The organism is Saccharopolyspora karakumensis (assembly GCF_004349225.1).
GTDB classification, from domain to species: Bacteria; Actinomycetota; Actinomycetes; order Mycobacteriales; family Pseudonocardiaceae; genus Saccharopolyspora; species Saccharopolyspora endophytica.
Map to the genome: position 1 here is coordinate 42,769 of NZ_SMLA01000020.1, position 22,165 is coordinate 64,933.

Below are 22,165 nucleotides of genomic sequence, written 5' to 3' on the forward strand. Positions count from 1 at the left end.
GTTCAACAATGATTGTGCATGCTGGTGCCCGCTGGAGGAGGCTGAGGACGTGAGCAATGTCGAGAACGAACCCGATGAGTTGCGCTGCGGAGGCGTGGCCACCGCTGCTCCGGAACCCGAACTGCTGCGACCGCGCGAGGTCCCGCTCGGCGGTCCGCGCGCGATGCTGGTCGGCCGGACGCTGCCCAACCGCGACCGCCGGATGGTCGGGGCCTGGTGCTTCGCCGACTTCTACGGCCCGGCGGACATCACGGGTCAGGCCGGGATGCAGGTCCCGCCGCACCCGCACACCGGCCTGCAGACCGTCAGCTGGCTGCTCGACGGGCAGGTCCTGCACCGCGACAGCTTGGGCAACACCCAGCTCGTCGAGCCGGGTCAGCTGAACCTGATGACCGCCGGCCGGGGCATCTCGCACTCCGAGGAGTCCCCGGCGGATCACTCGGCGATCCTGCACGGCGTGCAGCTGTGGGTCGCGCTGCCCGCCGACGAGCGGGGCGTGTACCCGCACTTCGAGCACCACGGCGACCTGCCGGTGATCACCAGCCCGGAGGGGTCGGTGATGGTGCTGATGGGCTCGCTGCTCGGCGCTACCTCGCCGGCCAAGGCCTACACCCCGCTGGTCGGCGCGGAGCTGACCATCAACCCCGGTGCGACCCTGCGCATCCCGGTCGAGCAGGACTTCGAGCACGCGGTGCTGGCCCTGTCGGACCTGGTGGTCGACGGCCGCGAGGTGGCCACCGGCGACATGCTCTACGTGGGGCGGGGCGGCGGTGACGTGACGATCGGGACAGAGGGACCCGGGCGGGCGATGTTGCTCGGCGGTGCGCCGTTCGAGGAGGAGATCGTCATGTGGTGGAACTTCGTCGGCCGCACCCACGACGAGGTCGCCGAGGCCAGGGCGGAGTGGGAACGAGGCCGCGAAAGCCCCGACGAGCGGGGACGTTTCGGTGTCGTGCACGGATACGCCGCACCCGCTCTGGCGGCGCCGGAGCTGCCGAACGTGGCGCTGCGGGCGCGCGGCCGCGTCCGAGATCGACCTTGATCGTCCCCCGGCGACCGGCCCGTGCCACCGCGTAGAGTTCCGGGAAAGTGTTCTGATGAAAGGAGCAGTTGAATGAGCAAGGGCCTGGAGATCCGCCTCGCGTCCCGTCCGCAGGGGTTGCCGACGATGGACAACTTCGACTTCGTCGAGGTGGAGGCTCCGCAGCCGGGTGACGGGGAAGTGCTGGTCCGCAACCTGGTCATGAGCGTCGACCCGTACATGCGGGGCCGGATGAACGAGGGCAAGTCCTACGTGCCGCCCTTCGAAGTCGGCGAGGCCCTCCAGGGCGGTGCCGTCGGCGAGGTCGTGAGCAGCAACGCCGAGGGCTACGAGACCGGCGACCTCGTGCTGCACATGCTGGGCTGGCGCGACTACGCCGTCGTGCCCGTCAAGCACGCCACCAAGGTCGACGCGAACGTCGCGCCGCCGAGCGCTTACCTCTACGTGCTCGGCATGCCGGGCATGACCGCCTACGCGGGTCTGGTCGAGGTGGCCGAGCAGAAGGAGGGCGACGTCGTGTTCGTCTCCGGTGCGGCGGGCGCGGTGGGTTCGCTGGCCGGGCAGATCGCCAAGCTGCGCGGTGCGAAGAAGGTCATCGGCAGCGCCGGTTCCCCGGAGAAGGTCAAGTACCTGCTCGACGAGGTCGGCTTCGACGCGGCGTTCGACTACCACGACGGACCCGTCCGCAAGCAGCTCAAGGAAGCCGCGCCCGAGGGCATCGACGTGTACTTCGACAACGTCGGCGGTGAGCACCTCGAGGCCGCGATCTCGGCGTTCAACGACTTCGGCCGGGCCGCCGAGTGCGGGATGATCTCGCAGTACAACAACGAGACCCCGCAGCCCGGCCCGCGCAACATGATGATGATCGTGCAGAAGCGCCTGAAGCTGCGCGGCTTCATCGTCGGGGATCACGCCCACCTCAAGGACGCGTTCGTCAGCGAGGTCGGCGGCTGGCTGGCCGAGGGCAAGATCAGCTACCGCGAGACGGTCGTGGAGGGCCTGCGCAACGCTCCCGACGCGTTCCTGGGCCTGATGCGCGGTGACAACACCGGCAAGATGCTGGTGAAGATCGCCTGATCAGCTCACTGGGCGGGGTGGTTGCGCAGCCACTCCGCCCAGGTGGTCCGGCCGTGCCGGTCGTTCGGGCACGTCCAGTCCGACGCGATGCGCCGCAGGCGCTTGGGCGCGGGAACGTTGAGCACGCGCGGCTTCGTCCCGCGCGCCTGCTGCCAGGCCGTCAGCGCTTGCTTCAGCGTGAGGACCTCGGGACCGCCGAAGTCCGGACGCCGCCCCGCGGGGCCCTCGGTCACGCATCCCGCGAGGTAATCGGCGAAATCGCGCTCGTCGACCGGCTGCGTGCGCAGCTCGCCGGGCAGCGGGATGACGGGGAGCCGCGCGGCGCGACCGAACATCCGGTCCAGCAGCCAGTGGAACTGGGTGGCGCGCGCGATCGACCACGGCACGTCGGAGACGCTGATCAGCTCCTCGGCGGTGTGCTTGAGCCGCAGGTAGGGCAGCGCCGGTCGGTCGATGCCGACGATCGAGACGTAGACGAGGTGGCCGACGCCCGCGGCCGCGGCGGCTTCGATCAGCCGCGAGGTGCCGTCGACGTCGACGTCCGGTGGGCTGCGCCAGAAGTCCACCGGCAGCAGGTATCCGCGCTGCGCGCCCGGTGACCAGGTCGCCGCGTGCACCACGGTGCTCGCCCCGGCGACGAGCTCCTCGATGCCCGTGCCGACGGCCAGATCCCCGGGCACCCATTCGACATCGGCGTCCGTGCCCGGGTGCCGGGTGAGCACCCGGACCTTGTGCGTCGGCTTGAGCAGGCGAACCAGTTGACGTCCCAGATGACCGGTGCCACCGGTGATCGCGACCGTTTCCATGGGCCGGCACCTCCCGGGATCGACGATCCCACTGGTGCGCGGCCTCCGCGAGCGGCGTCAGCTCCCCAGCAGCGGACCGGTGAGGCCGTCGACCACGCCCCCGACCAGCGGCAGCAGACCCGGCTTCGGCTCGGGCGTCGTGCTGGGCTGGGTCGGCTCCGTGGTCTGGCTCGGCTCGGAAGGCCGGGTCGGCTCGGAGGTTTCGGTCGGCTCCGAGGTCCGAGTGGGTTCGGAGGTGGGCGTCGGCTCCGAGGTCGGCGTCGGCTCGGCGGTCGCCGACGGGGTGCTCGTCGATTCGGTCGTGGTCGACGGCGCGGAGCTGCGCGCGGTGGTCTCCTCGGAAGACTCCGAGGTCGGCGCGGCGGGCTTCGGTCCTGCCATCGCCGGTGCGGTCGGTGCCGGCGGCGGCACGATCGGGACGACCGGGGGAGTGCCGGGGTTCGCCTCGGGCGTCATCAGCTGCGGCAAGTACGGCCGGGACGGTGCGGATGCCTGGGCTCGCGCGGCGTTGGCCGGATCGGGCATCGCCACCTCGTCCGCGCGCGTCTGCGAGTAGTGCGCGCTGGTGGCGGCGATGACGGCGAGCACCGCCGCGGTCGTGTACCCGAGCACCGGTGCGGTGTACCGCCACGCGGCGCCACGCCGGTGGCGTCCTCGCCCGGATCGCGCCAACGACGACCTGCCCACTGCCACTCACCCCACTGCCGGTTGATCCGTTCCGCCCAACGACCCTCACCCGAACGAGTGAGAGTCGATCGCACCTTACGTCACGATCGCGCCCGTTCGCCAGCACCGCCCCGATTCCTCCCGGACGCGGGACGAGACGCCCTCTCGACCGGATGGCGGGCACTCGGAAAGCAGCGCGGCGCGCGGTGTTCGGGGCGCTATGTTGCCGTCGAGCCGAACGAGAGGTGCGACGTGAAGCTGCTCGACGACGTCAGTGACGTGCTGCCCACCGATCGCGACGCGGCCACCCTGGTCGGCCGCGTGCACGACCCGCAGGAGTCCGGCCCGTCCGTGGTCGCCGTGCGCGGCGACCAGCTGGTCGACCTCACCGACACCGTCCCGACGCTGACCGATCTGCTGGAGCACCGCGATCCCGTCGAGCTCGCCCGCGGCGCCGCACCGCGCAAGAGCTGGCCGCTGGCGGACGTGCTCGCCGCGACGGTCGACGGCGGGCCGGGGCCGAGGTTGCTGGCGCCGGCGGACCTGCAGGTGCTCAAGGGGGCCGGGGTCACCTTCGTCAAGAGCATGCTGGAGCGCGTCATCGAGGAACGCGCCGCGGGCGACGTGACGCGCTCGGCGGAGATCCGCGAGCAGGTCGAGTCCGCGATCGGCGGCACCCTCGCCGCGATCCGGCCGGGCTCGGAGGAGGCCCGCGCGGTCAAGGAAGTGCTGGTGCGCGACGGACTCTGGTCGCAGTACTTGGAGGTCGGGCTCGGCCCTGACCCGGAGATCTTCACCAAGGCACCGCTGCTGGCGGCCGTGGGCGCGGGCGCGGAGATCGGCATCGCGGAGGGCTCGGACTGGAACAACCCGGAACCCGAGGTGGCGCTGGCCCTCCGCAGCGACGGCCGGATCGTGGCCGCGACGCTGGGCAACGACGTCAACCTGCGCGACGTCGAGGGCCGCAGCGCGCTGCTGCTGCCCAAGGCCAAGGACAACAACGCCTCGGCATCGCTGGGGCCGTTCCTGCGCCTGTTCGACGACGGGTTCGGCCTGCACGACGTGCGGAACCTGGACGTGCGGCTGGAAGTGCGGGGCGCGGACGGGTTCGTCCTCGACGGGCACAGCTCCATGCGCGAGATCAGCCGGGACCCCGAGGAGCTGGCCGCGTCCGCGCTGGGACCGCACCACCAGTACCCGGACGGGCTGATCCTCTACACCGGAACCCTCTTCGCACCCACCGAGGACCGGGGAGCGCCGGGCAAGGGCTTCACCCACCAGGTCGGCGATGTGGTGCGGATTTCCACCCCGAAGCTCGGCACCCTCGCCAACCGGGTCAACCGCAGCGAGCGGTGTCCGCAGTGGACCTTCGGCGTGCGCTCCCTGCTCGCCAACCTGGCCCACCGCGGACTGCTCTGACCCCCTGGAAACGCCACCGGCCCGCGAGGGGCCGGTGGTCTTCGCTCAGTTGTGGTCGGACAGGCGCGCGCTGCGCTTCACCTGAGCGGCCACGTCGCGGAGCCCCCGCCGGGTGCTCATCGACCCGGTGCCCTCCAGCGCGTCGGTGAACATCACGAAACCCAGAACCAGAACCAGCAGCATTGCCACGACGACGACGAACACTTTTCCTCCCCTTTCCGATTGCGGTATCGAGCTCCCGCAATCCCTCGTTACCCTTGGGACGCGCTTCACCCGCCAGCGTGGCGTCAAATCACCCGAATGTGACGCAGATCGCTGTCGGTGGTGGCGTCATGCCGTCCGGCAGCGGGTGCATAGGATCGGCGCCGAGGGCCGAACGGACGGTCCCGAAGCACTGCGACGAGGACTAACCTGGAGCCATGGCGACCACCCCGCCCGCGCCGTCATCACGACCCAACCCGGCGCAATGGGTCTGGTACGCCTTCGGCGGCAAGCTGCCGGACCGGTGCGCCGAGTGGGTGCTGCACGACGTCACCTGCCGCACCTGGGCGTTGCGGCACCTCGCCCGCGCCCTGACCCAGCTCGCCCCGTTCTGCGCCGTGCTGATGCTGCTGCCCGGTCCGATGTGGATCCGGTTGAGCTCGCTGGCCCTCGGCCTGCTGGTCGGGCTGTTCTACTCGGTCTGCTACATGGGCGAGACCGGTGAGCACCGCGCCATCAAGCACGGCTTCCCGCCCGGCGTCGCCCGCGACACCCGCACCATGCGCCGCGACGTCGACCGCGCCAACAAGCACGGGGTCGGCTACCGCCCCTGGTGGGAGTGACCCGGCTTCCCCCGTGGCAACAATTCGTCACTTTGCGTGATCGCGCGGTCATTGCGGGTGCTCACCTGTGGGCCTACGTTCGGTTCATCCGCCCGAGATCCGGCGGGAAGTCCGAGCGGGAGGGGCCTCGTCGATGCCCAACGTCGTTCGCGCAGCACTCGTGCAGGCCAAGTGGACCGGTGACACCGCGAGCATGGTCGACGCGCACGAGCAGCACGCCAGAGCCGCAGCCGCGCAGGGCGCGCGGATCATCGGCTTCCAGGAAGTGTTCAACGCCCCCTACTTCTGCCAGGTCCAGGAGGACGAGCACCACCGCTGGGCGGAGGCGGTGCCCGACGGCCCGACCGTGCAGCGCATGTGCGCGCTCGCCCGCGAGCTGTCGATGGTCGTCGTCGTTCCGGTCTTCGAGGTCGACGGGCCCGGCTTCCGCTACAACACCGCGGCGGTGATCGACGCGGACGGCACCTATCTCGGCAAGTACCGCAAGCACCACCTGCCGCACCTGCCCGGGTTCTGGGAGAAGTTCTACTTCCGGCCCGGCAACCTCGGCTGGCCGGTCTTCGACACCGCGGTCGGACGCGTCGGGGTCTACATCTGCTACGACCGGCACTTCCCGGAGGGCTGGCGAGCGCTGGGCCTGGCGGGCGCCCAGATCGTCTACAACCCGTCGGCCACCAGCCGCGGCCTGTCCTCCTACCTGTGGAAGCTCGAACAACCGGCCGCGGCCGTGGCCAACGAGTACTTCGTCGCCGCCATCAACCGCGTCGGCGTCGAGGAGTACGGCGACAACGACTTCTACGGCACCAGCTACTTCGTCGACCCCTACGGCCAGTTCGTCGGCGACCCCGCCAGCGACACCGACGAAGAACTCCTGGTCCGCGACCTCGACCTGAACCTCGTCGAGGAGGTCCGCCGCAAGTGGGCCTTCTACCGCGACCGCCGCCCCGACGCCTACGGCCCGCTGACCCAGCCCTGAGGGAGCCCGCGATGAGCAGAACCGTCATCCGCGGTGGCCTGGTGATCACCGCGACCGAGGAGATCGAAGCCGACGTCCTGGTCGAGGACGACACGATCGCCGCCATCGCCACGCCAGGCGTGGCCCAGGACTGGACGGCCGACGCGGTGCTCGACGCCACCGGCCACTACGTCATCCCCGGCGGCGTGGACGCCCACACGCACATGGAGATGCCCTTCGGCGGCACCTTCGCCGCCGACACCTTCGAAACCGGCACCCGCGCCGCGGCGTGGGGCGGCACGACCACCATCATCGACTTCGCCATCCAGCCCGTCGGCCGCACGCTGCGCGAAGGCGTGGAGGCCTGGCACGCCAAGGCCGACGACCACTGCGCCATCGACTACGGCTTCCACGGCATCCTCTCCGACGTCGGCGACGGCGTGCTCAAGGAGATGGACGCGCTGGTGGACGAGGGCATCACCAGCTTCAAGATGTTCATGGCCTACCCGGGCGTGTTCTACAGCGACGACGGGCAGATCCTGCGCGCCATGCAGCAGGCGGGCGACAACGGCGCGCTGATCATGATGCACGCCGAGAACGGCATCGCCATCGACGTCCTGGTCCGCCAGGCGCTCGACGCCGGCCACACCGATCCGAAGTACCACGGCCGCGTCCGCCACCCGCTGCTGGAGGCCGAGGCCACGCACCGCGCCATCCAGCTGTCCACAGTGGCCGGTTCCCCGCTGTACGTGGTGCACGTGTCGGCCACCGAGGCGGTCGCCGAGATCACCAGGGCCCGCCACGAGGGTTTGCCCGTCTTCGGCGAGACCTGCCCGCAGTACCTGTTCCTGACCGTCGACGAACTCGCCGCACCCGGATTCGAAGGCGCCAAGTACGTCTGCTCCACGCCGCTGCGCCCGGCCGACCACCAGGCGTCGCTGTGGCGGGCGCTGCGCACCGACGACCTGTCGGTGGTCTCCACGGATCACTGCCCGTTCTGCTTCACCGACCAGAAGGAGCTCGGGCGCGACGACTTCTCCAAGATCCCCAACGGCATCCCGGGGGTGGAGAACCGCCTCGACCTGCTGCACGACGCCGTGGTCGCGGGCCGGATCAGCCGCCGCCGGTGGGTCGAACTGGCCAGCACCGCCCCGGCTCGGATGTTCGGGCTGCACCCGCGCAAGGGAACCATCGCCCCGGGGGCCGACGCCGACATCGTCGTCTACGACCCCGGTGCCGAACAGGTGCTCTCGGCCGAGACCCACCACATGAACGTGGACTACAACGCCTACGAGGGCAGGCGGGTCACCGGCCGGGTGCGCACGGTGCTGTCCCGGGGCGAGGTCATCGTGCACGACGGCGAGTACCGCGGCCGGCCCGGCAGGGGCCGCTTCCTGCGCCGTGAATCCTGCGGATACCTGAGCTGAGGAGCGCGGCCATGGACTTCGGACTCGTGCTGCAGACCGATCCTCCCGCATCGTTGCTGGTCGACCGCATGCGGCAGGCGGAGGAACTGGGGTTCACCCACGGCTGGACGTTCGACTCCTGCGTGCTGTGGCAGGAGCCGTTCGTCATCTACAGCCGGATACTCGCCGCCACCCGGCGGTTGCGCGTCGGCACGATGGTGACCAACCCCAGCACCCGGGACTGGACGGTGACCGCCTCGCTGTTCGCCACCCTCAACGACATGTTCGGGCCGCGCACCGTCTGCGGCATCGGCCGCGGCGACTCCGCGGTGCGCGTCACCGGCGGAAAACCCACCACCCTGGCCACTCTCGGCAAGGCGATGGAGGTGATCAAGGACCTCGCCGAAGGCCGCGAGGCGTCGCTGAACGACACGCCGGTCCGGCTTCCGTGGGTCCGCGACGGGTGGCTGCCGGTGTGGATGGGCGCCTACGGGCCGAAGGCCCTGGAGCTGGCCGGGCGCCAGGCCGACGGGTTCATCCTGCAACTCGCCGACCCGTACCTCACTCGGTGGATGGTCGAGCACGTCCGCGACTCGGCGGAGCGGGCCGGACGAGACCCGGGGGAGGTCACGGTGTGCGTGGCGGCTCCGGCCTACGTCGGTGACGACCTCGCGCACGCGCGCGAGCAGTGCCGGTGGTTCGGCGGCATGGTCGGCAACCACGTCGCCGACCTCGTCGCCCGCTACGGCGACGCCGGTGATGCCGTGCCGGCCGCCCTCACCGACTACGTCAAGAACCGCGGCGGCTACGACTACTCGCACCACGGCCGCGCGGGCAACCGGAGCACCGAGTTCGTTCCCGACGAGATCGTCGACCGGTTCTGCCTGCTCGGGCCTGCCTCCGCGCACGTGGACCGGCTCGCCGAACTCCGCGAGATCGGCGTGGACCAGTTCGCCGTCTACGCCATGCACGACGCGATCGACGACACCGTGCGCGCCTACGGCGAGAAGATCATCCCAGTCCTCGGCTGACCTGATCCGCGGGTTGCCCGGCTGCGGCGGCAGTCACACGGGTCCGGTTTGTAGAGTTCCGCTCGATCTAGCGGTCCCGCGCTGCGGGTGGAACAGGAAGGCTCGCCATGCGGCAGGGACTGGGCTCGAAGCTGGGCATCGGCTGGCGACTGCACGGCGACGGCGGAACACCGCGCCCCGGTGAAGCCGTCGCGCCGGACGAACGGCTCTCGTGGGGCCGGACGATCGGGCTCGGCGCCCAGCACGTGGTGGCGATGTTCGGCGCCACCTTCGTCTTCCCGGTCCTGATGGGACTGGACCCGAACCTGGCGATCATGGTCTCGGGCGTGGCCACGATCCTGTTCCTGCTCATCGTGCAGGGCAAGATCCCCAGCTACCTCGGTTCCAGCGCCTCGTTCGTCGGGGCCGTGACCGTCATCCGCGCCGGAGGCGGGGACAGCTCGGCGGTCACCGGCGCGATCCTGATCTGCGCGCTCGTGCTGGGCGCGGTCGGGTTGATCGTGCACTTCGCGGGTCCGGCGGCGATCCACCGGATGCTGCCGCCGGCGGTGTCAGGCGCGGTGGTCATGCTGATCGGCTTCAACCTCGCGCCCGTGGTCGCCGAGACCTACTGGCCGCAGGACCAGTGGGTAGCGCTGATCACGATGGTGATCGTGCTGGCGGCCAGCGTGCTGCTGCGCGGCTTCTGGGGGCGCGTCGCCGTCTTCCTCGGCCTGGTCGGCGGGTACGCGCTGTCGTGGGCGTTCGACGCGGTCTTCGGCCCGATCACCGCGCCCGACGCGGACGGCAACGTCAGCACCCACCCGAGGCTGGACCTGGGCGGCGTGGCCGACGCGCCCTGGTTCGGGCTGCCGCAGTTCCACGCGCCCTCGTTCGACCTGGCCGCGATCATCGTCGTGCTCCCGGCGGTCATCGCGCTCATCGCCGAGAACACCGGGCACGTCAAGGCCGTCGAGCAGATGACCGGCAGCGAGCTCGACGGCAGCCTCGGTCGCGCGATCTTCGCCGACGGCTTCGCCAGCGCGCTGTCCAGCGCCGTCGGCGGCCCGCCGACCACCACCTACGCGGAGAACATCGGCGTCATGGCAGCCACCCGCGTGTACTCGACCGCCGCCTACTGGGTGGCGGCGATCGTGGCCATCGCCTTCGGGCTGTGCCCGAAGTTCGGCGCGGTCATCGCCGCCACACCCGGTGGTGTGCTCGGCGGCATCACCGTGGTGCTCTACGGGATGATCGGCCTGCTCGGCGCCAAGATCTGGGTGGAGAACCGGGTGGACTTCGCCGACCCGGTCAACCTCCTGCCCCTGGCCGCCGGACTGGTCGCCGGCATCGGCGGGGTGTCGTTGCAGATCACCCCGTCGTTCGAGTTCAGCGGCATCGCCCTGGGCACGGTGGTGACCCTGCTCGGCTACCACCTGCTGCGCGCGGGCGTGGTACGCCGGAGCTAGACGTCCACTTCCGGGGTGCGAACCACGACTTCCTGCGCGGAGATCGGCCGGCCCGGCAGCGGGCGGCTGTTGTCGGCGCGCAACCCGTCGAGCAGCACCGCGATGTAGCGGGCCGGGGCCACCGTGCGCAGCTCCTCGGGCAGCGCCTGCACTCCCTGCAGCGCCAGCGAGCTCAGCACGGCGATGTCGCCGGTGCTGACGTCGTCGCGCAGCGTTCCATCGGCCTGGGCTCGCTTGACCAGGCCGTCGACCAGCTCCATGAACTCGTTGTTCACGGCCTCGGTGTTGGGATCGGCGTTGATGAGCGCCCGCGCCCTGGAGGACAGGACGGTCAACCGGACCACGGTGCGCAGCGCCATGCCGCGGTGCAGGATCTGGCTGAGCGCGCGCCACGCGTCGGGCTCCTGCTCGATGGTCGCGCGGGTGTCTTCCAGCACGGAGCTGAAGGCGTCGTGGGCGACGGCCCGGATCAGCGAGTCCCGATCGGGGAATCGGCGGTAGAGGGTGCCGACCCCGACACCGGCGGTTCGGGCGACCTCCTCCATGGGTACCTCGGTACCGCGTTCGGTGAACACGGCCTGGGCGGCGGTGATGATCCGGTCCCGGTTTCGGCGTGCGTCTGCGCGCAGTCGCGGCGTCGTTTCGGTGGTCATGATCCTCGATTCGGCCCTGTTGTGCTTCGGGCGGATTGTCGCATGCCGGGTACTCCGTTAAGGGGATGAGCGACGTCCATTTTGCTTTGCGGGGCGAACGATCGCACTACCTGCAACGTTCACCCGCACGTGGCTGATTCGGCGGCTGCGGTGATCGGCTGTTCGAGTGTCGTGCACATTACATCTGCCTGGTTTGGGAAGTCCCGAAACACGGCCGTAGGATTGGTTCGTACCGGGTTATTACCCAAACCTTCTTCCGATCGACCCGCTTGGGCGGGTATGTGCGTGCGCGCGTTCGGAAGGCGGGGCGGACAGTAGGAGGGAGGCAAGTAAGTGGCAACGGTGTGGGTGGCCCTGGCGGCCGAGGCGATCGTTCTTCTGGGTGCGGCCGGAGCGCTGACCAGCTGGGTCAGGCGTTCGGACGAGACCCCGGACCAGGTCATCGAGCCCGCCGGGCAGATCGCCTGAGGTAAGCGCGCGCACGGGCTTGTTCCCGCTCGGGACAAGCCCGTGAAGCTTTCGCAATCGTTCTTGGAACGCACTTCGTTACAGGTTTCGGCGCAATTCGGCGTCTCTTTTCCGCGACCGGTCGAGCACCTCCCGGTGAATTGCGGGATTCCTGATCTTCTCCTGGCGCCCCGTGGTGTGCGGCACTGCTGTGCGCCCGGTCGCAGATCGCCCGATAGGCTGGTGCGCACCAACGACCGGCTTCACCGATCGGGAAGGCATCCGTGACCTCTCCACACACGCCCAGCAGTCCGGACACCCCGACGACGCCCGCTGCGGGGCCGGGGAGCGGTGGAGGGGGCGCGTCGGTGCTGCAGAACTACCGGACCTTCCTGCAGCGCGCGGTGAGCAAGCCCGGTCAGGTCGGTGCGGTCGCGCCGAGCTCGCCGCACCTGGCGCGCGAGATCGCCTCGGTGGTGCCGCGCACCGGTAGTCCCGTGGTCATCGAGCTCGGCCCCGGCACGGGCGCCCTGAGCGCCGCCATCGCCAACCGGCTTCCCGCGGGCGGCCGGCACGTGGCGATCGAGCTGGACTCGGGCATGGTCGAACACCTCAACCGCGCTCTTCCGTGGCTGGAGGTCATCCAGGGCGATGCCTCGCACCTGGGAGCGCTGCTGTCGGCCGCGGGCATCGACCGGGTCGACGCCGTGGTCAGCGGACTGCCGTGGTCGATCTTCCCGGCCAAGCTGCAGCACGACATCCTGCAGCAGGTCGGCTCGGTGCTCACCCCCGGCGGCGCGTTCACGACCTTCGCCTACCTGCACGCTCTGGGCATGTCCGGCGCCCGCCAGTTCCGCCGCCGCCTCGACGTCAGCTTCGACGAGGTCATCACCTCCCGCACGGTCTGGCGCAACGCCCCCCCGGCCAGGACCTACGTCTGCCGCAGGCCGAACCTCCCCTGAGGCAACCGAACTTCGCCAGGCAAGCGCCATCAGGCAAGCACCGACGGTGCTTTCTCTTCACCCCACCTGAGGTGCCGGCACCGCCGCGGGTTCTGAGCGGCGCTGTGGCGAGTACGCCGTGACGCCGTGTATTTGGATATCCACAAGTCGCGGCGCACGGAGTCCACGGCTCCGCTCAGGTTCCGCTTCCGGCACAGCTGAGCACATCGACCACAGAGTCTTGAACACAAAGGAAGAAGCGCCCGGCAGGAGCTTGTGGCTCCTACCGGGCGCTTCTTCAAAGATCCTGCCCGATAAAGCAGGAGGATCAGGAGCGGATCATCTTGCGGAGGACGTACTGCAGGATGCCGCCGTTGCGGTAGTAGTCCGCTTCACCGGGGGTGTCGATGCGGACCTTGGCGTCGAACTCCACCTGGGAGCCGTCGGCCTTGGTGGCGGTGACCTTCACGGTCTCCGGGGTCTCACCGTCGTTGAGCTTGGTGATGCCGGAGAAGTCGAAGGTCTCGGTGCCGTCCAGGCCCAGCGACTTGGCCGAGGAGCCCTCCGGGAACTGCAGCGGGATGACGCCCATGCCGATGAGGTTCGAGCGGTGGATGCGCTCGAAGGACTCGGCGATGACGGCGCGCACGCCCAGCAGGCCGGTGCCCTTGGCGGCCCAGTCGCGGGACGAACCGGAGCCGTACTCCTTGCCGCCCAGCACGACCAGCGGGATGTCCTGCGCGGCGTAGTTCTGCGCGGCGTCGTAGATGAACGCCTGCGGAGCGCCTTCCTGGGTGAAGTCCCGGGTGTAGCCGCCCTGCACGTCGTCCAGCAGCAGGTTGCGCAGCCGGATGTTGGCGAAGGTGCCGCGGATCATCACCTCGTGGTTGCCCCGTCGGGAACCGTAGGAGTTGAAGTCCTTGCGGTCGATGCCGTGCTCCGACAGGTACTGGCCCGCGGGGGAGTCCGGCTTGATGGCACCGGCCGGGGAGATGTGGTCGGTGGTGACCGAGTCGCCCAGCAGCGCCAGCACGCGGGCACCGGAGATGTCGGTGACCGGGGCCGGGTCCATCTGCATGCCCTCGAAGTACGGGGGCTTGCGGACGTAGGTGCTCTGCGCGTCCCACTCGAAGGTCTCGCCCTCCGGGGTGGGCAGCGCGCGCCAGCGCTCGTCACCCTTGAACACGTCCTGGTAGGAGGACGTGAACATCTCGTTGGTGATCGCCGAGTCGATGGTCTTCTGGACCTCCTGCGGCGACGGCCAGATGTCGCGCAGGTACACCGGGTTGCCCTCGGTGTCGTTGCCCAGCGGGTCGTTCTCGAAGTCGAAGTCCATCGTGCCCGCGAGGGCGTAGGCGATGACCAGCGGCGGCGAGGCCAGGTAGTTCATCTTGACGTCGGGGTTGATCCGGCCCTCGAAGTTCCGGTTGCCCGACAGCACCGAGGTGACGGTGAGGTCGTTCTCCTGCACGGCGGCGGAGACGTCCTCCGGCAGCGGGCCGGAGTTGCCGATGCAGGTGGTGCAGCCGTAACCGACCAGGTGGAAGCCGAGCTTCTCCAGGTACGGCCACAGGCCGGCCTTCTCGTAGTAGTCGGTGACGACCTGCGAGCCCGGGGCCATGGAGGTCTTGACCCACGGCTTGCGGGTCAGGCCCTTGTCGACGGCCTTCTGCGCGAGCAGCGCGGCACCGAGCATCACCGAGGGGTTCGAGGTGTTGGTGCAGGAGGTGATCGAGGCGATCACCACGGCACCGTGGTCGAGCTCGAACTCGCCCAGCTCGTCGGAGGCGACCTTGACCGGCTTGGAGATCCGGCCGTTGGACCCGTTGGCCGCGGAGACCAGCTCCGGCTTGGCGTGCGGGCTGATCGACGCCGGGTCGCTGGCGGGGAAGGACTCCTCGCCGGCCTCGTCGAGGGCCGCGTCATCGGTGGGCGCGGCGGTGTAGTCGGTCAGCGCGGTGCGGAACGACTGCTTGGCCTCGGAGACCACGATGCGGTCCTGCGGGCGCTTCGGACCGGCGATCGACGGCACGACGGTGGACAGGTCCAGCTCGAGGTACTCGGAGTACTCCGGCTCGTGGCTCGGGTCGTGCCACAGGCCCTGCTCCTTGGCGTAGGTCTCGACCAGGGCGACCTGGTCGGCCGGACGGCCGGTGAGCTTGAGGTAGCGCACGGTCTCGTCGTCGATCGGGAAGATCGCGGCGGTGGAGCCGAACTCCGGGCTCATGTTGCCGATGGTGGCGCGGTTGGCCAGCGGCACCGAGGCGACGCCCGAGCCGTAGAACTCGACGAACTTGCCGACGACGCCGTGCTTGCGCAGCATCTCGGTGATCGTGAGGACGACGTCGGTGGCGGTGGCACCGGCGGGGATCTCACCGGTGAGCTTGAAGCCGACCACGCGCGGGATGAGCATCGACACCGGCTGGCCGAGCATCGCGGCCTCGGCCTCGATGCCGCCGACGCCCCAGCCCAGCACGCCCAGGCCGTTGACCATGGTGGTGTGGGAGTCGGTGCCGACGCAGGAGTCGGGGTAGGCCTGGCCGTTGCGGGACATCACGGTGCGGGCCAGGTGCTCGATGTTGACCTGGTGCACGATGCCGGTGCCCGGGGGGACGACCTTGAACTCGTCGAAGGCGCCCTGGCCCCAGCGCAGGAACTGGTAGCGCTCCTTGTTGCGGCCGTACTCGAACTCGACGTTGCGCTCGAAGGCGTCAGGCCTGCCGAACACGTCGATGATCACCGAGTGGTCGATGACCAGCTCGGCCGGCGCCAGCGGGTTGACCTTGGAGGTGTCGCCGCCGAGGTCGGCGACGGCCTCACGCATGGTGGCGAGGTCAACGACGCAGGGAACGCCGGTGAAGTCCTGCATGATCACCCGGGCGGGGGTGAACTGGATTTCGGTGGCGGGTTCCGCCTTGGAGTCCCAGCCGGCCAGCGCGCGCACGTGGTCGGCGGTGATGTTGGCACCGTCTTCGGTGCGCAGCAGGTTCTCCAGGAGGATCTTGAGGCTGTAGGGCAGCCGCTCGGCACCTTCGACGGCGCTGAGCCGGAACACCTCGTAAGAGGCGTCGCCGACGTTCAGCGTGCCGCGTGCGCCGAAGCTGTCCTTGCTCGCAGGTGCAGTCACGTTCAACTCCATCTCGCGACGGGCGCAAGTTCGGGAACGATTGCGAGTCTCGCGCACGTCAGCTGAGCGTGCGCGGGGACTCGCGCTCTTCACCGCTAACAGTACGCGTGTCCTATAAAACCGCTCAACAAAGGGTGACCTGACTGTCGATCACTTATGCGCTTCTCGTCAAAAAGAGCGAGTGTTTCCACCGGGGGACGCTGCGTTTTCCGTTCTGGAACACCGGCGAGGCCGATGTTGCCGGCACGGGGCCTCGCGAGGGCGAAAGTGCCGCCTTCCGGCGGTGTGGCACGCCAGTACCGGAGTTGTGGTTCGGCGTGCTTCGATGTGCCCGTGCGCTCACCGACTCGTGATCCCCGCGCCATCGGCCTACCGGTGGCCGTCGCTTCCGCGATCTTCTTCGGCGGATCGGGACCGTTCGCCAAACCGCTGATCAACGCCGGGCTGAGCCCGCTGCACGTGGCCTGGTTGCGGTTGGCCGGGGGAGCGCTGCTCCTGCTGCCGGTCCTGCTGCGCCACCTGCCGGTGCTGCGCCGCGCCCCGCGCCTGATCCTCGGCTACGGGTTGTTCTCCGTCGCCGGGGTCCAGGTCTGCTACTTCGCCGCGATCGCGACCATCCCGGTCGGCGTGGCGCTGCTGATCGAGTTCCTGGGCCCGGTTCTGGTGCTGGGCTGGATCCGGTTCGTCCGCCGCGCGCCGGTGAGCCGCTCCGCGGTGATCGGCGTGCTGCTGGCGGTCGTGGGCCTGGCGTGCGTGGTCGAGCTGTTCTCGGGGCTGAGCTTCAACCCGCTGGGCCTGCTGCTGAGCCTGGGCGCCGCCGCGTGCCAAGCCACCTACTTCCTGCTCTCCGATTCGACGGCGGACGTCGACCCGTTCGCGCTGGCCGGGTTCGGCCTGCTGCTGGGCGCTGCGGTGGTCACCGCGATCGCGCGGCCGTGGGAGATGGACATCGCGTTGCTGGCGGGTCAGGTGGAGCTGGCCGGGCACCACGTCCCGGCGATGGCCGCCGTCGGGTGGGTCGTCGTCGGATCCACCGTGCTGGCCTATCTCACCGGGATCGTCGCCGTGCGCCTGCTGTCGCCGCAGGTCGCCGGTGGCGTGGCGTTCCTCGAACCGGTGGTGGCCACGCTGCTGGCGTGGGTGCTGCTGGCGGAGGCGCTGGGAACGCCGCAACTGGTGGGCGGAGCGCTGATCCTTCTCGGCGCCTACGTGGCGCAACGCGCCGCGCCCGCCGATCGCGACGCCGGTGCGCTGACCGGCCCGGTCGGCTCGCCGGCGCCGTGACTCAGGCGGTGCGCAGCGCCGACTTGACCAGGTGCACGACCAGCGTCTCGATCAGCGCGATGGCCGCTGCGGTGAGGATGTGGGTCAGGAAAGCAGGCATCGGTTGCGTCCTCGTCCCGTTCAGTGGTGCTTCGACGCCTCCGACTCTGGAGCAAGCGGGTTAGCCCGGTTCGGAAGCCAGGTGTCCGCCGGGTGAACCCGCACCCAATTCCGCAGGTCGGGGCATCAGCGAGCGCCCCACCGGCCACATCTGCCACACCCGCATCGCCACGGCGACGGCCACGGAGACGCCGAGCGCGATGGCCCACTGGTGCGGCAGCAGCGGGCTGCTGCCGAAGAACTGGCTGACGCCCGGTAGCTGCACCAGCGCGAACAGCACCAGCACCGAGCCCGTCGCCGCCAGCACCACCAGCGGCGTGCGCCCGCGCGAGGTCAGCGTCTGCGCCAGCTGAGCGGACACGAGCGCGACCAGCCCGGCCGTGCGGGCCTGGGCGGCGGTGGCCAGCGGCCGGGTCAGCGCCCAGGCCAGCCCCGCCGCCGAGGCGGTGGCCACGGCCCGCGCGCCCACCTCGCGGGCCAGCGCGGAGCCCAGCGACGCCTCCGGTCCTTCGGCCAGCAACTTCTCCGGGGTCCGGTCGGCCGGTGGTCGCACCGCGATGGCGATCGTGGGCAGCACGTCGGTGAGCATGTTGACCACCAGCAGCTGCCGGGCGTTGAGCGCGGCCGACGGGCTGATCAGCCCGGTGCCCAGCGCGTAGCCGATCTCGCCGAGGTTGCCGCCGAGCAGCACCGCGAGCGCTTCGCGCACCGAGGTCCACATGCCCCGGCCCTCGACGATGCCGTCGGTGAGCGTTTCGATGCGGTCGTCGGCGACCACCAGGTCGGCGGCGTCGCGGGCCGCCGCCGTGGCGCGCGAACCGAACGCGATCCCGACGTGCGCGAGGTTGATCGCGGGCACGTCGTTGGCTCCGTCGCCGGTCATGGCCACCACCCGTCCGGCGTCGCGCAGGCAGCGCACGATGCGCGCCTTCTGCGCCGGCGTGACCCGCGCGAACACCGCGATCTTGGGCGCCTCGCCCGCCAGCTGCTCGTCGTCGAGCTCGTCGAGCTCGGCTCCGGACAGCACCCGCTTGTCACCGAGCATTCCCAGCTCGGCCGCGATCGCCTCGGCCGTGCTCGGGTGATCACCGGTGATCATGATGACGTCGACACCCGCGCGGCCCAGCTGCTCCACGGCGTCGGCAGCGGTGGCGTGCACCGGATCGGCCAGACCGAGCAGGCCGACGAGTTCGAGCTCGTCCACGTCGGATTCGGTGAGCTCGTAGTCCTCGCCCACCCGGCGCTCGGCGACCGCCAGCAGCCGGAAACCGCGCAGCGCCAGCCGTTCGACCTCGGCCTCGACGTCGGCGCGGGCCTCGGCGTCGAACGAGCGCGACGACCCGTTGCGCCGCCAGCTCCCGCACCGGTCCAGCACCACCTCCGGGGCACCCTTGACCGACAGCAGCCGGTCGGTGTGCACGGCGTGGAAGCCGCGCGACGGCTCGAACGGCAGCTCAGCGAGCACCTCGCCGTCGGCGGTCAGCCCGATCTCGCAGGCGCCGTCGAGCACCGCGCGGTCGGTCAGGTGCGGCAGCGGGTGGTCGTCCTGCGGGCGCGGGGTGGCGCGCAGGGCGGCGGCCACGACCTCCCGGTGCGCGCTCTGCAGCTCGTGCACGCCGCGGGAGCCGCGGCCGTCGGAGACCTCGCCGAGCGCGATCCGGCCCTGGGTGAGCGTGCCGGTCTTGTCGAAGCACAGCGCGTCGACCCGGCCGAGCGCCTCGATCGTGGCGGGGCTGCGCACCAGCACGCCGCGCTTGGACATCCGGCGCGCGGCGGCGAGTTCGGCCAGGGTCGCCACGAACGGCAAGCCCTCCGGCACCGCGGCCACCGCCAGCCCGACCGAGCGCGCCACGGTCTGGCCCATCGGCACGCCGCGCAGCAGGTCGGAGGCGAACAGGAGCGCGCCCGCACCGACGGAGACCGGCAGCACCTTCTTGGTCAGCTCAGCCAGCCTCGCTTCGACACCGGTGGACTCGTCGGTGCCGGTGACCTGTGCGGTGGTGCGGCCCAGCTCGGTGTGCGAACCGACCGCGACGGCCACCGCGACGCCGGTACCGCTGGCGATGACCGTGCCCTGGTAGAGCATGCAGGTGCGGTCGGCGACCGCAGGAGCGGTGGTGGGTGCGGCGGTCTTGGCGACGAGGTGGGATTCGCCGGTCAGCCCGGACTCGTCGACCTCCAGCGACTCCACCGACAACAAGCGGCAGTCCGCGGGCACGCCGTCGCCCGCGCGCAGCTCGACGACGTCGCCGGGGACGAGCTCGTCGGAGGAGACGATCTCGGTGGTGCCCCCGCGGCGTCGCCGGGCCGGGGTTCGGCCGGAGGCCAGCAGCTTGCTGAGCTCGCGGTCGGTGGCGGCCCGCTGGACACCGTCGATGAGCGCGCTGGCCAGCAGCACTCCGCAGATCAGCCCGGCGTCCACGATCGATCCCAGACCCGCGGAGATCACCGCGCCCGCGCCTAGCACCGGCGTGATCGGGGTGATCAACCCCTCGATCGTCGCCGCGAACACGCCCACCGGGGCGTGCCCGTCGTCGGAGGGGCGGTGCCGCTCTGCGGCCGAGGACGCGGAGAGCCCTCGCTCTGAAGTGTCCAGTGTGGACAGCACGGTGGTGGCGTGCATAGCGTGCCACGGCGTGCGCTCGCGGGGGAGCGGCGGCGGTCTGGTCGTGCCCCGGAGGGCGACCCAGGCGCCGGTTCCGTAGGCCGCCAGAGTCGCGGCGTGCACGGGCATCGACGCGCGGGCGGGGGCGCCGGCGGCCGGGCCGAACGCGGCGAACAGCGCGCCCAGCAGCGCGCCCGTCGCCGAGATGCCCGCTGCGTACCTGCTCGCCGACCGAGCCTCCCCGGCCGATCCCAGCAGCAGGTCGAGAACCGCGGCGCTCGGGCAGATCACGTCCGCGGCCCAGGCGGATGAGTCCGATGTGGACAGACTGATGCCGAGGTCGGCGGCGGCCAGGCCGTCTCCGTCCAGGTGCGAGACCACCGCGACGACGGCGCCGTCGTCCTGCAGCGCGCGCACCAAGTCGACCAGCTCCGCACCGCCGGGTATCGCGCCGTCGACCGGGAGCCTGCGCTCCAGTCCCTTCCCGGTCACGAGGACGTCGGCGGCGACTGAGCGCGCGGTGTCGACCAGGGCCTCGGCGAGCGGGTCGAGCTCGTCGGTCACGACCACGAGCGCCACTGTCCGTCCATCGTGGATCAGGCCGAGAACAGTCGCACCGCAGGCGGTTTCGGCCTTCGCCGCGCGTCGGACCTGCGGCGGATGGACCGAGGCGTCCAGCGGTGCGACCGACCAGCTCCCGCTGCTGCGGTGCGCGGCGGGATCGGCGGGGTCGACGAGCTCGCCCGCGCGGGTGAACAGCTCCGCGGAGTCGGCGTCGTCGTCCAGCGGGATCACCGAGTCGACCACGCGCCGCCCGCTCAGCAGGGCAGGAGCGTCGAAGACGACCGCGTCCACGCGGTCCAGCCGCCGCAGCGCGTCCGGTTCCAGCACGAGCGCGCCCCGCGAGGCCAGCGACGTGCTCAACGTCGTCGCGAACGCCTCGCGCCCGCCGATGGCGGGCTTGGGCACCGCGGCCAGCAGCGCGGCCAGCGCGCGCTGCGGAGCGCGGGAGAGCGCGTAGACGGTGACAGCACCGCCCAGCGCCGCACCGCCCGAGGCGTTGGCGACCCGCTCCACGGGACCGTCGGGCACCGGGCGGGGACGAGGCCGGTGCGCGAGCGCGGGGCAGGCGTGCGGCAGCGCGTCCTCCCAGTGCTGCCAGGCCTGGTGCCGCGCGAGAGTCTCGCGCGCGGAGCAGAAGCGCCCGCACAGATCGGTCAGCGCACCCAGCGGACGCCCGGACAGGCCTTGCCCGGCAGCGCCGCCCAGCGCCAGCGCCAGGTCCAGCGGCCCGCGTCCGACCACGCGCTGCAGGCCAGCGCGCATCCACGGCACCGAGTCGACCAGCGACACCGCGGCGGGCACCAGCGGCGACACCAACCGCCCGGGCAGCAGCGCGCCCAGTCCCGCGTAGCCCACGCCGAGCGCGCTCACGGCCAACGCGCCGGCGTCGCGCAGCACGGCCTCGGCGTTGCCCGGGTGCCGCCGGCTGCGCGGCGCCACGTCCTGGTCCCCCAACCCGAAACCGGTCTCGACCTCGCCGATGATCCGCGAGGGTTCGGTGAGGTCGGGCAGTTCGGGGTCGTGCTCGACGACCACCCGCCCGAGCACCCCGTTGACCTCGGCGCTGCGCACCCCGGCGAGCTCGCTCAACCGGCGCTGCACCTCGCGGACGGCGTCGGCGTTGTCCGGGAGGTGGGCACCCCGCATCTCGAGGTGGCTGCGCTCGTGTCCGCGCCAGACGCGGCGGTCCGCGGGAGAGGTGGTGGCCGCGCGGGCAGCCTGCACCACCGGTGCGGCGACTTCGGCGGCTTGCGACAGCAGCCAGCGCAGCATCGGCACCCCCTGCGCGATCAGGCCGACTCGTCGCCCTGGTGCGCGTTGCGCTGCACCACGGCTGCTCCGATGCCGATCGCGGCGGCGACGGGCCATTCGATGACGCTCAGCGCCGCCGCGGCCGTCAGCCCGCTGTAGAACAGCAGCTGGTTGCGGGAGGGCAGCGCGCCGCGCACGGCGGTCACCGTCGAGGCGACCTCGTTGCGCCCGGGGATCTCGGGCAACGGGATGTGCCCGGTGTGCAGCTGCGCGGTCACGTACGGCACGGGGATCGAGGCACCCGAGGAGTTCGAGGACTGCTGCGACGTCGACTCGGCGCGGGCGGACGTCCTGGCCGGCGAGGACGTCTTCTTCGTCGTGGACGCCGACGAGTGACCTTGCTTCGACGTGGACGCCGACGAGCGACCCTGCTTCGACGTCGGCTGCCTCCGGCCGCGCTGCGCGGATCCGGTGGTGGTGCTGGCCATGGCGACGACCTCCTAGCGGAAGCGACAACCAA

General features: G+C 70.9%; 18 protein-coding genes. 12 read left to right on the forward strand and 6 right to left on the reverse strand.

Features of this window, described 5'->3' with window-relative positions; genetic code table 11:
- Window positions 1-49: 49 nt before the first annotated feature.
- Together E1202_RS15365 and E1202_RS15370 are read left to right on the forward strand one after the other, a co-directional pair.
- Complete coding sequence (locus E1202_RS15365) at window positions 50-1,042, forward strand: pirin family protein (protein ID WP_132683804.1); 993 nt, start codon at window positions 50-52, stop codon at window positions 1,040-1,042.
- A gap of 72 nt (window positions 1,043-1,114) precedes the next feature.
- Window positions 1,115-2,119, forward strand: a complete 1,005-nt coding sequence (locus E1202_RS15370) for an NADP-dependent oxidoreductase (protein ID WP_132683805.1) — start codon at window positions 1,115-1,117, stop codon at window positions 2,117-2,119.
- Window positions 2,120-2,124: 5 nt separating this feature from the next.
- Here E1202_RS15370 and E1202_RS15375 read toward each other — a convergent pair whose 3' ends face one another.
- Window positions 2,125-2,925: an SDR family oxidoreductase gene (locus tag E1202_RS15375; RefSeq protein WP_132683806.1), complete on the reverse strand. Its 801-nt coding sequence runs from the start codon at window positions 2,923-2,925 to the stop codon at window positions 2,125-2,127.
- A gap of 34 nt (window positions 2,926-2,959) precedes the next feature.
- Between E1202_RS15375 and E1202_RS32190 the strand changes: the two genes are divergently transcribed.
- Both E1202_RS32190 and E1202_RS32195 read left to right on the forward strand, forming a co-directional pair.
- Window positions 2,960-3,481: a hypothetical protein gene (locus E1202_RS32190; protein WP_132683807.1), complete on the forward strand. Its 522-nt coding sequence runs from the start codon at window positions 2,960-2,962 to the stop codon at window positions 3,479-3,481.
- Window positions 3,482-3,843: 362 nt separating this feature from the next.
- Window positions 3,844-5,010 (forward strand): fumarylacetoacetate hydrolase family protein, encoded by a 1,167-nt coding sequence (locus E1202_RS32195; protein ID WP_132683808.1) that lies wholly within the window; start codon window positions 3,844-3,846, stop codon window positions 5,008-5,010.
- Window positions 5,011-5,055: 45 nt separating this feature from the next.
- Here the strand turns inward: E1202_RS32195 and E1202_RS31455 are convergent, their stop codons facing one another.
- On the reverse strand, window positions 5,056-5,214 hold the full coding sequence (locus E1202_RS31455; RefSeq protein ID WP_165943868.1) for a hypothetical protein: 159 nt from the start codon (window positions 5,212-5,214) through the stop codon (window positions 5,056-5,058).
- Window positions 5,215-5,429: 215 nt separating this feature from the next.
- On the opposite strand from E1202_RS31455, the gene E1202_RS15390 reads away from it, so the two are divergent.
- From E1202_RS15390 to E1202_RS15410, 5 genes are all read left to right on the forward strand, one after another.
- On the forward strand, window positions 5,430-5,834 hold the full coding sequence (locus E1202_RS15390) for a DUF5313 family protein (RefSeq protein WP_132683809.1): 405 nt from the start codon (window positions 5,430-5,432) through the stop codon (window positions 5,832-5,834).
- Between the two features lie 133 nt (window positions 5,835-5,967).
- A complete protein-coding gene (locus E1202_RS15395) occupies window positions 5,968-6,810 on the forward strand; it encodes a nitrilase-related carbon-nitrogen hydrolase (protein ID WP_132683810.1) in 843 nt (280 codons plus the stop codon).
- An 11-nt stretch (window positions 6,811-6,821) separates the two neighbouring features.
- Entirely contained in the window at window positions 6,822-8,216 is a 1,395-nt protein-coding gene (hydA, locus tag E1202_RS15400; protein WP_132683811.1) for a dihydropyrimidinase, read from the forward strand.
- 11 nt (window positions 8,217-8,227) lie between these two features.
- Window positions 8,228-9,226 carry a TIGR03842 family LLM class F420-dependent oxidoreductase gene (locus tag E1202_RS15405; RefSeq protein WP_132683812.1) on the forward strand — a complete coding sequence of 333 codons (999 nt, stop codon included), beginning with the start codon at window positions 8,228-8,230 and terminating at the stop codon, window positions 9,224-9,226.
- 107 nt (window positions 9,227-9,333) lie between these two features.
- A complete protein-coding gene (locus E1202_RS15410) occupies window positions 9,334-10,674 on the forward strand; it encodes a uracil-xanthine permease family protein (protein ID WP_132683813.1) in 1,341 nt (446 codons plus the stop codon).
- Here E1202_RS15410 and E1202_RS15415 read toward each other — a convergent pair.
- The gene (locus E1202_RS15415; RefSeq protein ID WP_132683814.1) at window positions 10,671-11,327 is read right to left on the reverse strand and encodes a TetR/AcrR family transcriptional regulator; all 657 of its coding nucleotides are present in this window, start codon (window positions 11,325-11,327) and stop codon (window positions 10,671-10,673) included. The two genes, E1202_RS15410 and E1202_RS15415, sit on opposite strands and share 4 nt — an antisense overlap.
- 333 nt (window positions 11,328-11,660) lie before the next feature.
- On the opposite strand from E1202_RS15415, the gene E1202_RS32615 reads away from it, so the two are divergent.
- Window positions 11,661-11,795, forward strand: a complete 135-nt coding sequence (locus E1202_RS32615) for a hypothetical protein (protein WP_268952329.1) — start codon at window positions 11,661-11,663, stop codon at window positions 11,793-11,795.
- A gap of 383 nt (window positions 11,796-12,178) precedes the next feature.
- A complete protein-coding gene (locus tag E1202_RS15420; protein ID WP_132683854.1) occupies window positions 12,179-12,736 on the forward strand; it encodes a class I SAM-dependent methyltransferase in 558 nt (185 codons plus the stop codon).
- A 307-nt stretch (window positions 12,737-13,043) separates the two neighbouring features.
- On the opposite strand, the gene acnA is transcribed toward E1202_RS15420, so the two are convergent.
- On the reverse strand, window positions 13,044-15,842 hold the full coding sequence (gene acnA, locus E1202_RS15425; RefSeq protein ID WP_132683815.1) for an aconitate hydratase AcnA: 2,799 nt from the start codon (window positions 15,840-15,842) through the stop codon (window positions 13,044-13,046).
- 333 nt (window positions 15,843-16,175) lie between these two features.
- Between acnA and E1202_RS15430 the strand changes: the two genes are divergently transcribed.
- On the forward strand, window positions 16,176-17,126 hold the full coding sequence (locus E1202_RS15430; RefSeq protein ID WP_235878402.1) for an EamA family transporter: 951 nt from the start codon (window positions 16,176-16,178) through the stop codon (window positions 17,124-17,126).
- 160 nt (window positions 17,127-17,286) lie between these two features.
- On the opposite strand, the gene E1202_RS15435 is transcribed toward E1202_RS15430, so the two are convergent.
- On the reverse strand, window positions 17,287-21,666 hold the full coding sequence (locus E1202_RS15435) for an HAD-IC family P-type ATPase (RefSeq protein ID WP_132683817.1): 4,380 nt from the start codon (window positions 21,664-21,666) through the stop codon (window positions 17,287-17,289).
- Between the two features lie 17 nt (window positions 21,667-21,683).
- Entirely contained in the window at window positions 21,684-22,133 is a 450-nt protein-coding gene (locus E1202_RS32200; protein ID WP_235878404.1) for a hypothetical protein, read from the reverse strand.
- Between the last annotated feature and the right edge of the window lie 32 nt (window positions 22,134-22,165).

Coding starts and splice junctions, on each gene's coding strand:
- E1202_RS15370 (WP_132683805.1), top strand. CDS start 1,115: ATGAGCAAGGGCCTGGAGATCCGCCTCGCGTCCCGTCCGCAGGGGTTG.
- E1202_RS15375 (WP_132683806.1), bottom strand. CDS start 2,925: ATGGAAACGGTCGCGATCACCGGTGGCACCGGTCATCTGGGACGTCAA.
- E1202_RS15390 (WP_132683809.1), top strand. CDS start 5,430: ATGGCGACCACCCCGCCCGCGCCGTCATCACGACCCAACCCGGCGCAA.
- E1202_RS15395 (WP_132683810.1), top strand. CDS start 5,968: ATGCCCAACGTCGTTCGCGCAGCACTCGTGCAGGCCAAGTGGACCGGT.
- hydA (WP_132683811.1), top strand. CDS start 6,822: ATGAGCAGAACCGTCATCCGCGGTGGCCTGGTGATCACCGCGACCGAG.
- E1202_RS15405 (WP_132683812.1), top strand. CDS start 8,228: ATGGACTTCGGACTCGTGCTGCAGACCGATCCTCCCGCATCGTTGCTG.
- E1202_RS15410 (WP_132683813.1), top strand. CDS start 9,334: ATGCGGCAGGGACTGGGCTCGAAGCTGGGCATCGGCTGGCGACTGCAC.
- E1202_RS15415 (WP_132683814.1), bottom strand. CDS start 11,327: ATGACCACCGAAACGACGCCGCGACTGCGCGCAGACGCACGCCGAAAC.
- E1202_RS15435 (WP_132683817.1), bottom strand. CDS start 21,666: ATGCTGCGCTGGCTGCTGTCGCAAGCCGCCGAAGTCGCCGCACCGGTG.
- E1202_RS32200 (WP_235878404.1), bottom strand. CDS start 22,133: ATGGCCAGCACCACCACCGGATCCGCGCAGCGCGGCCGGAGGCAGCCG.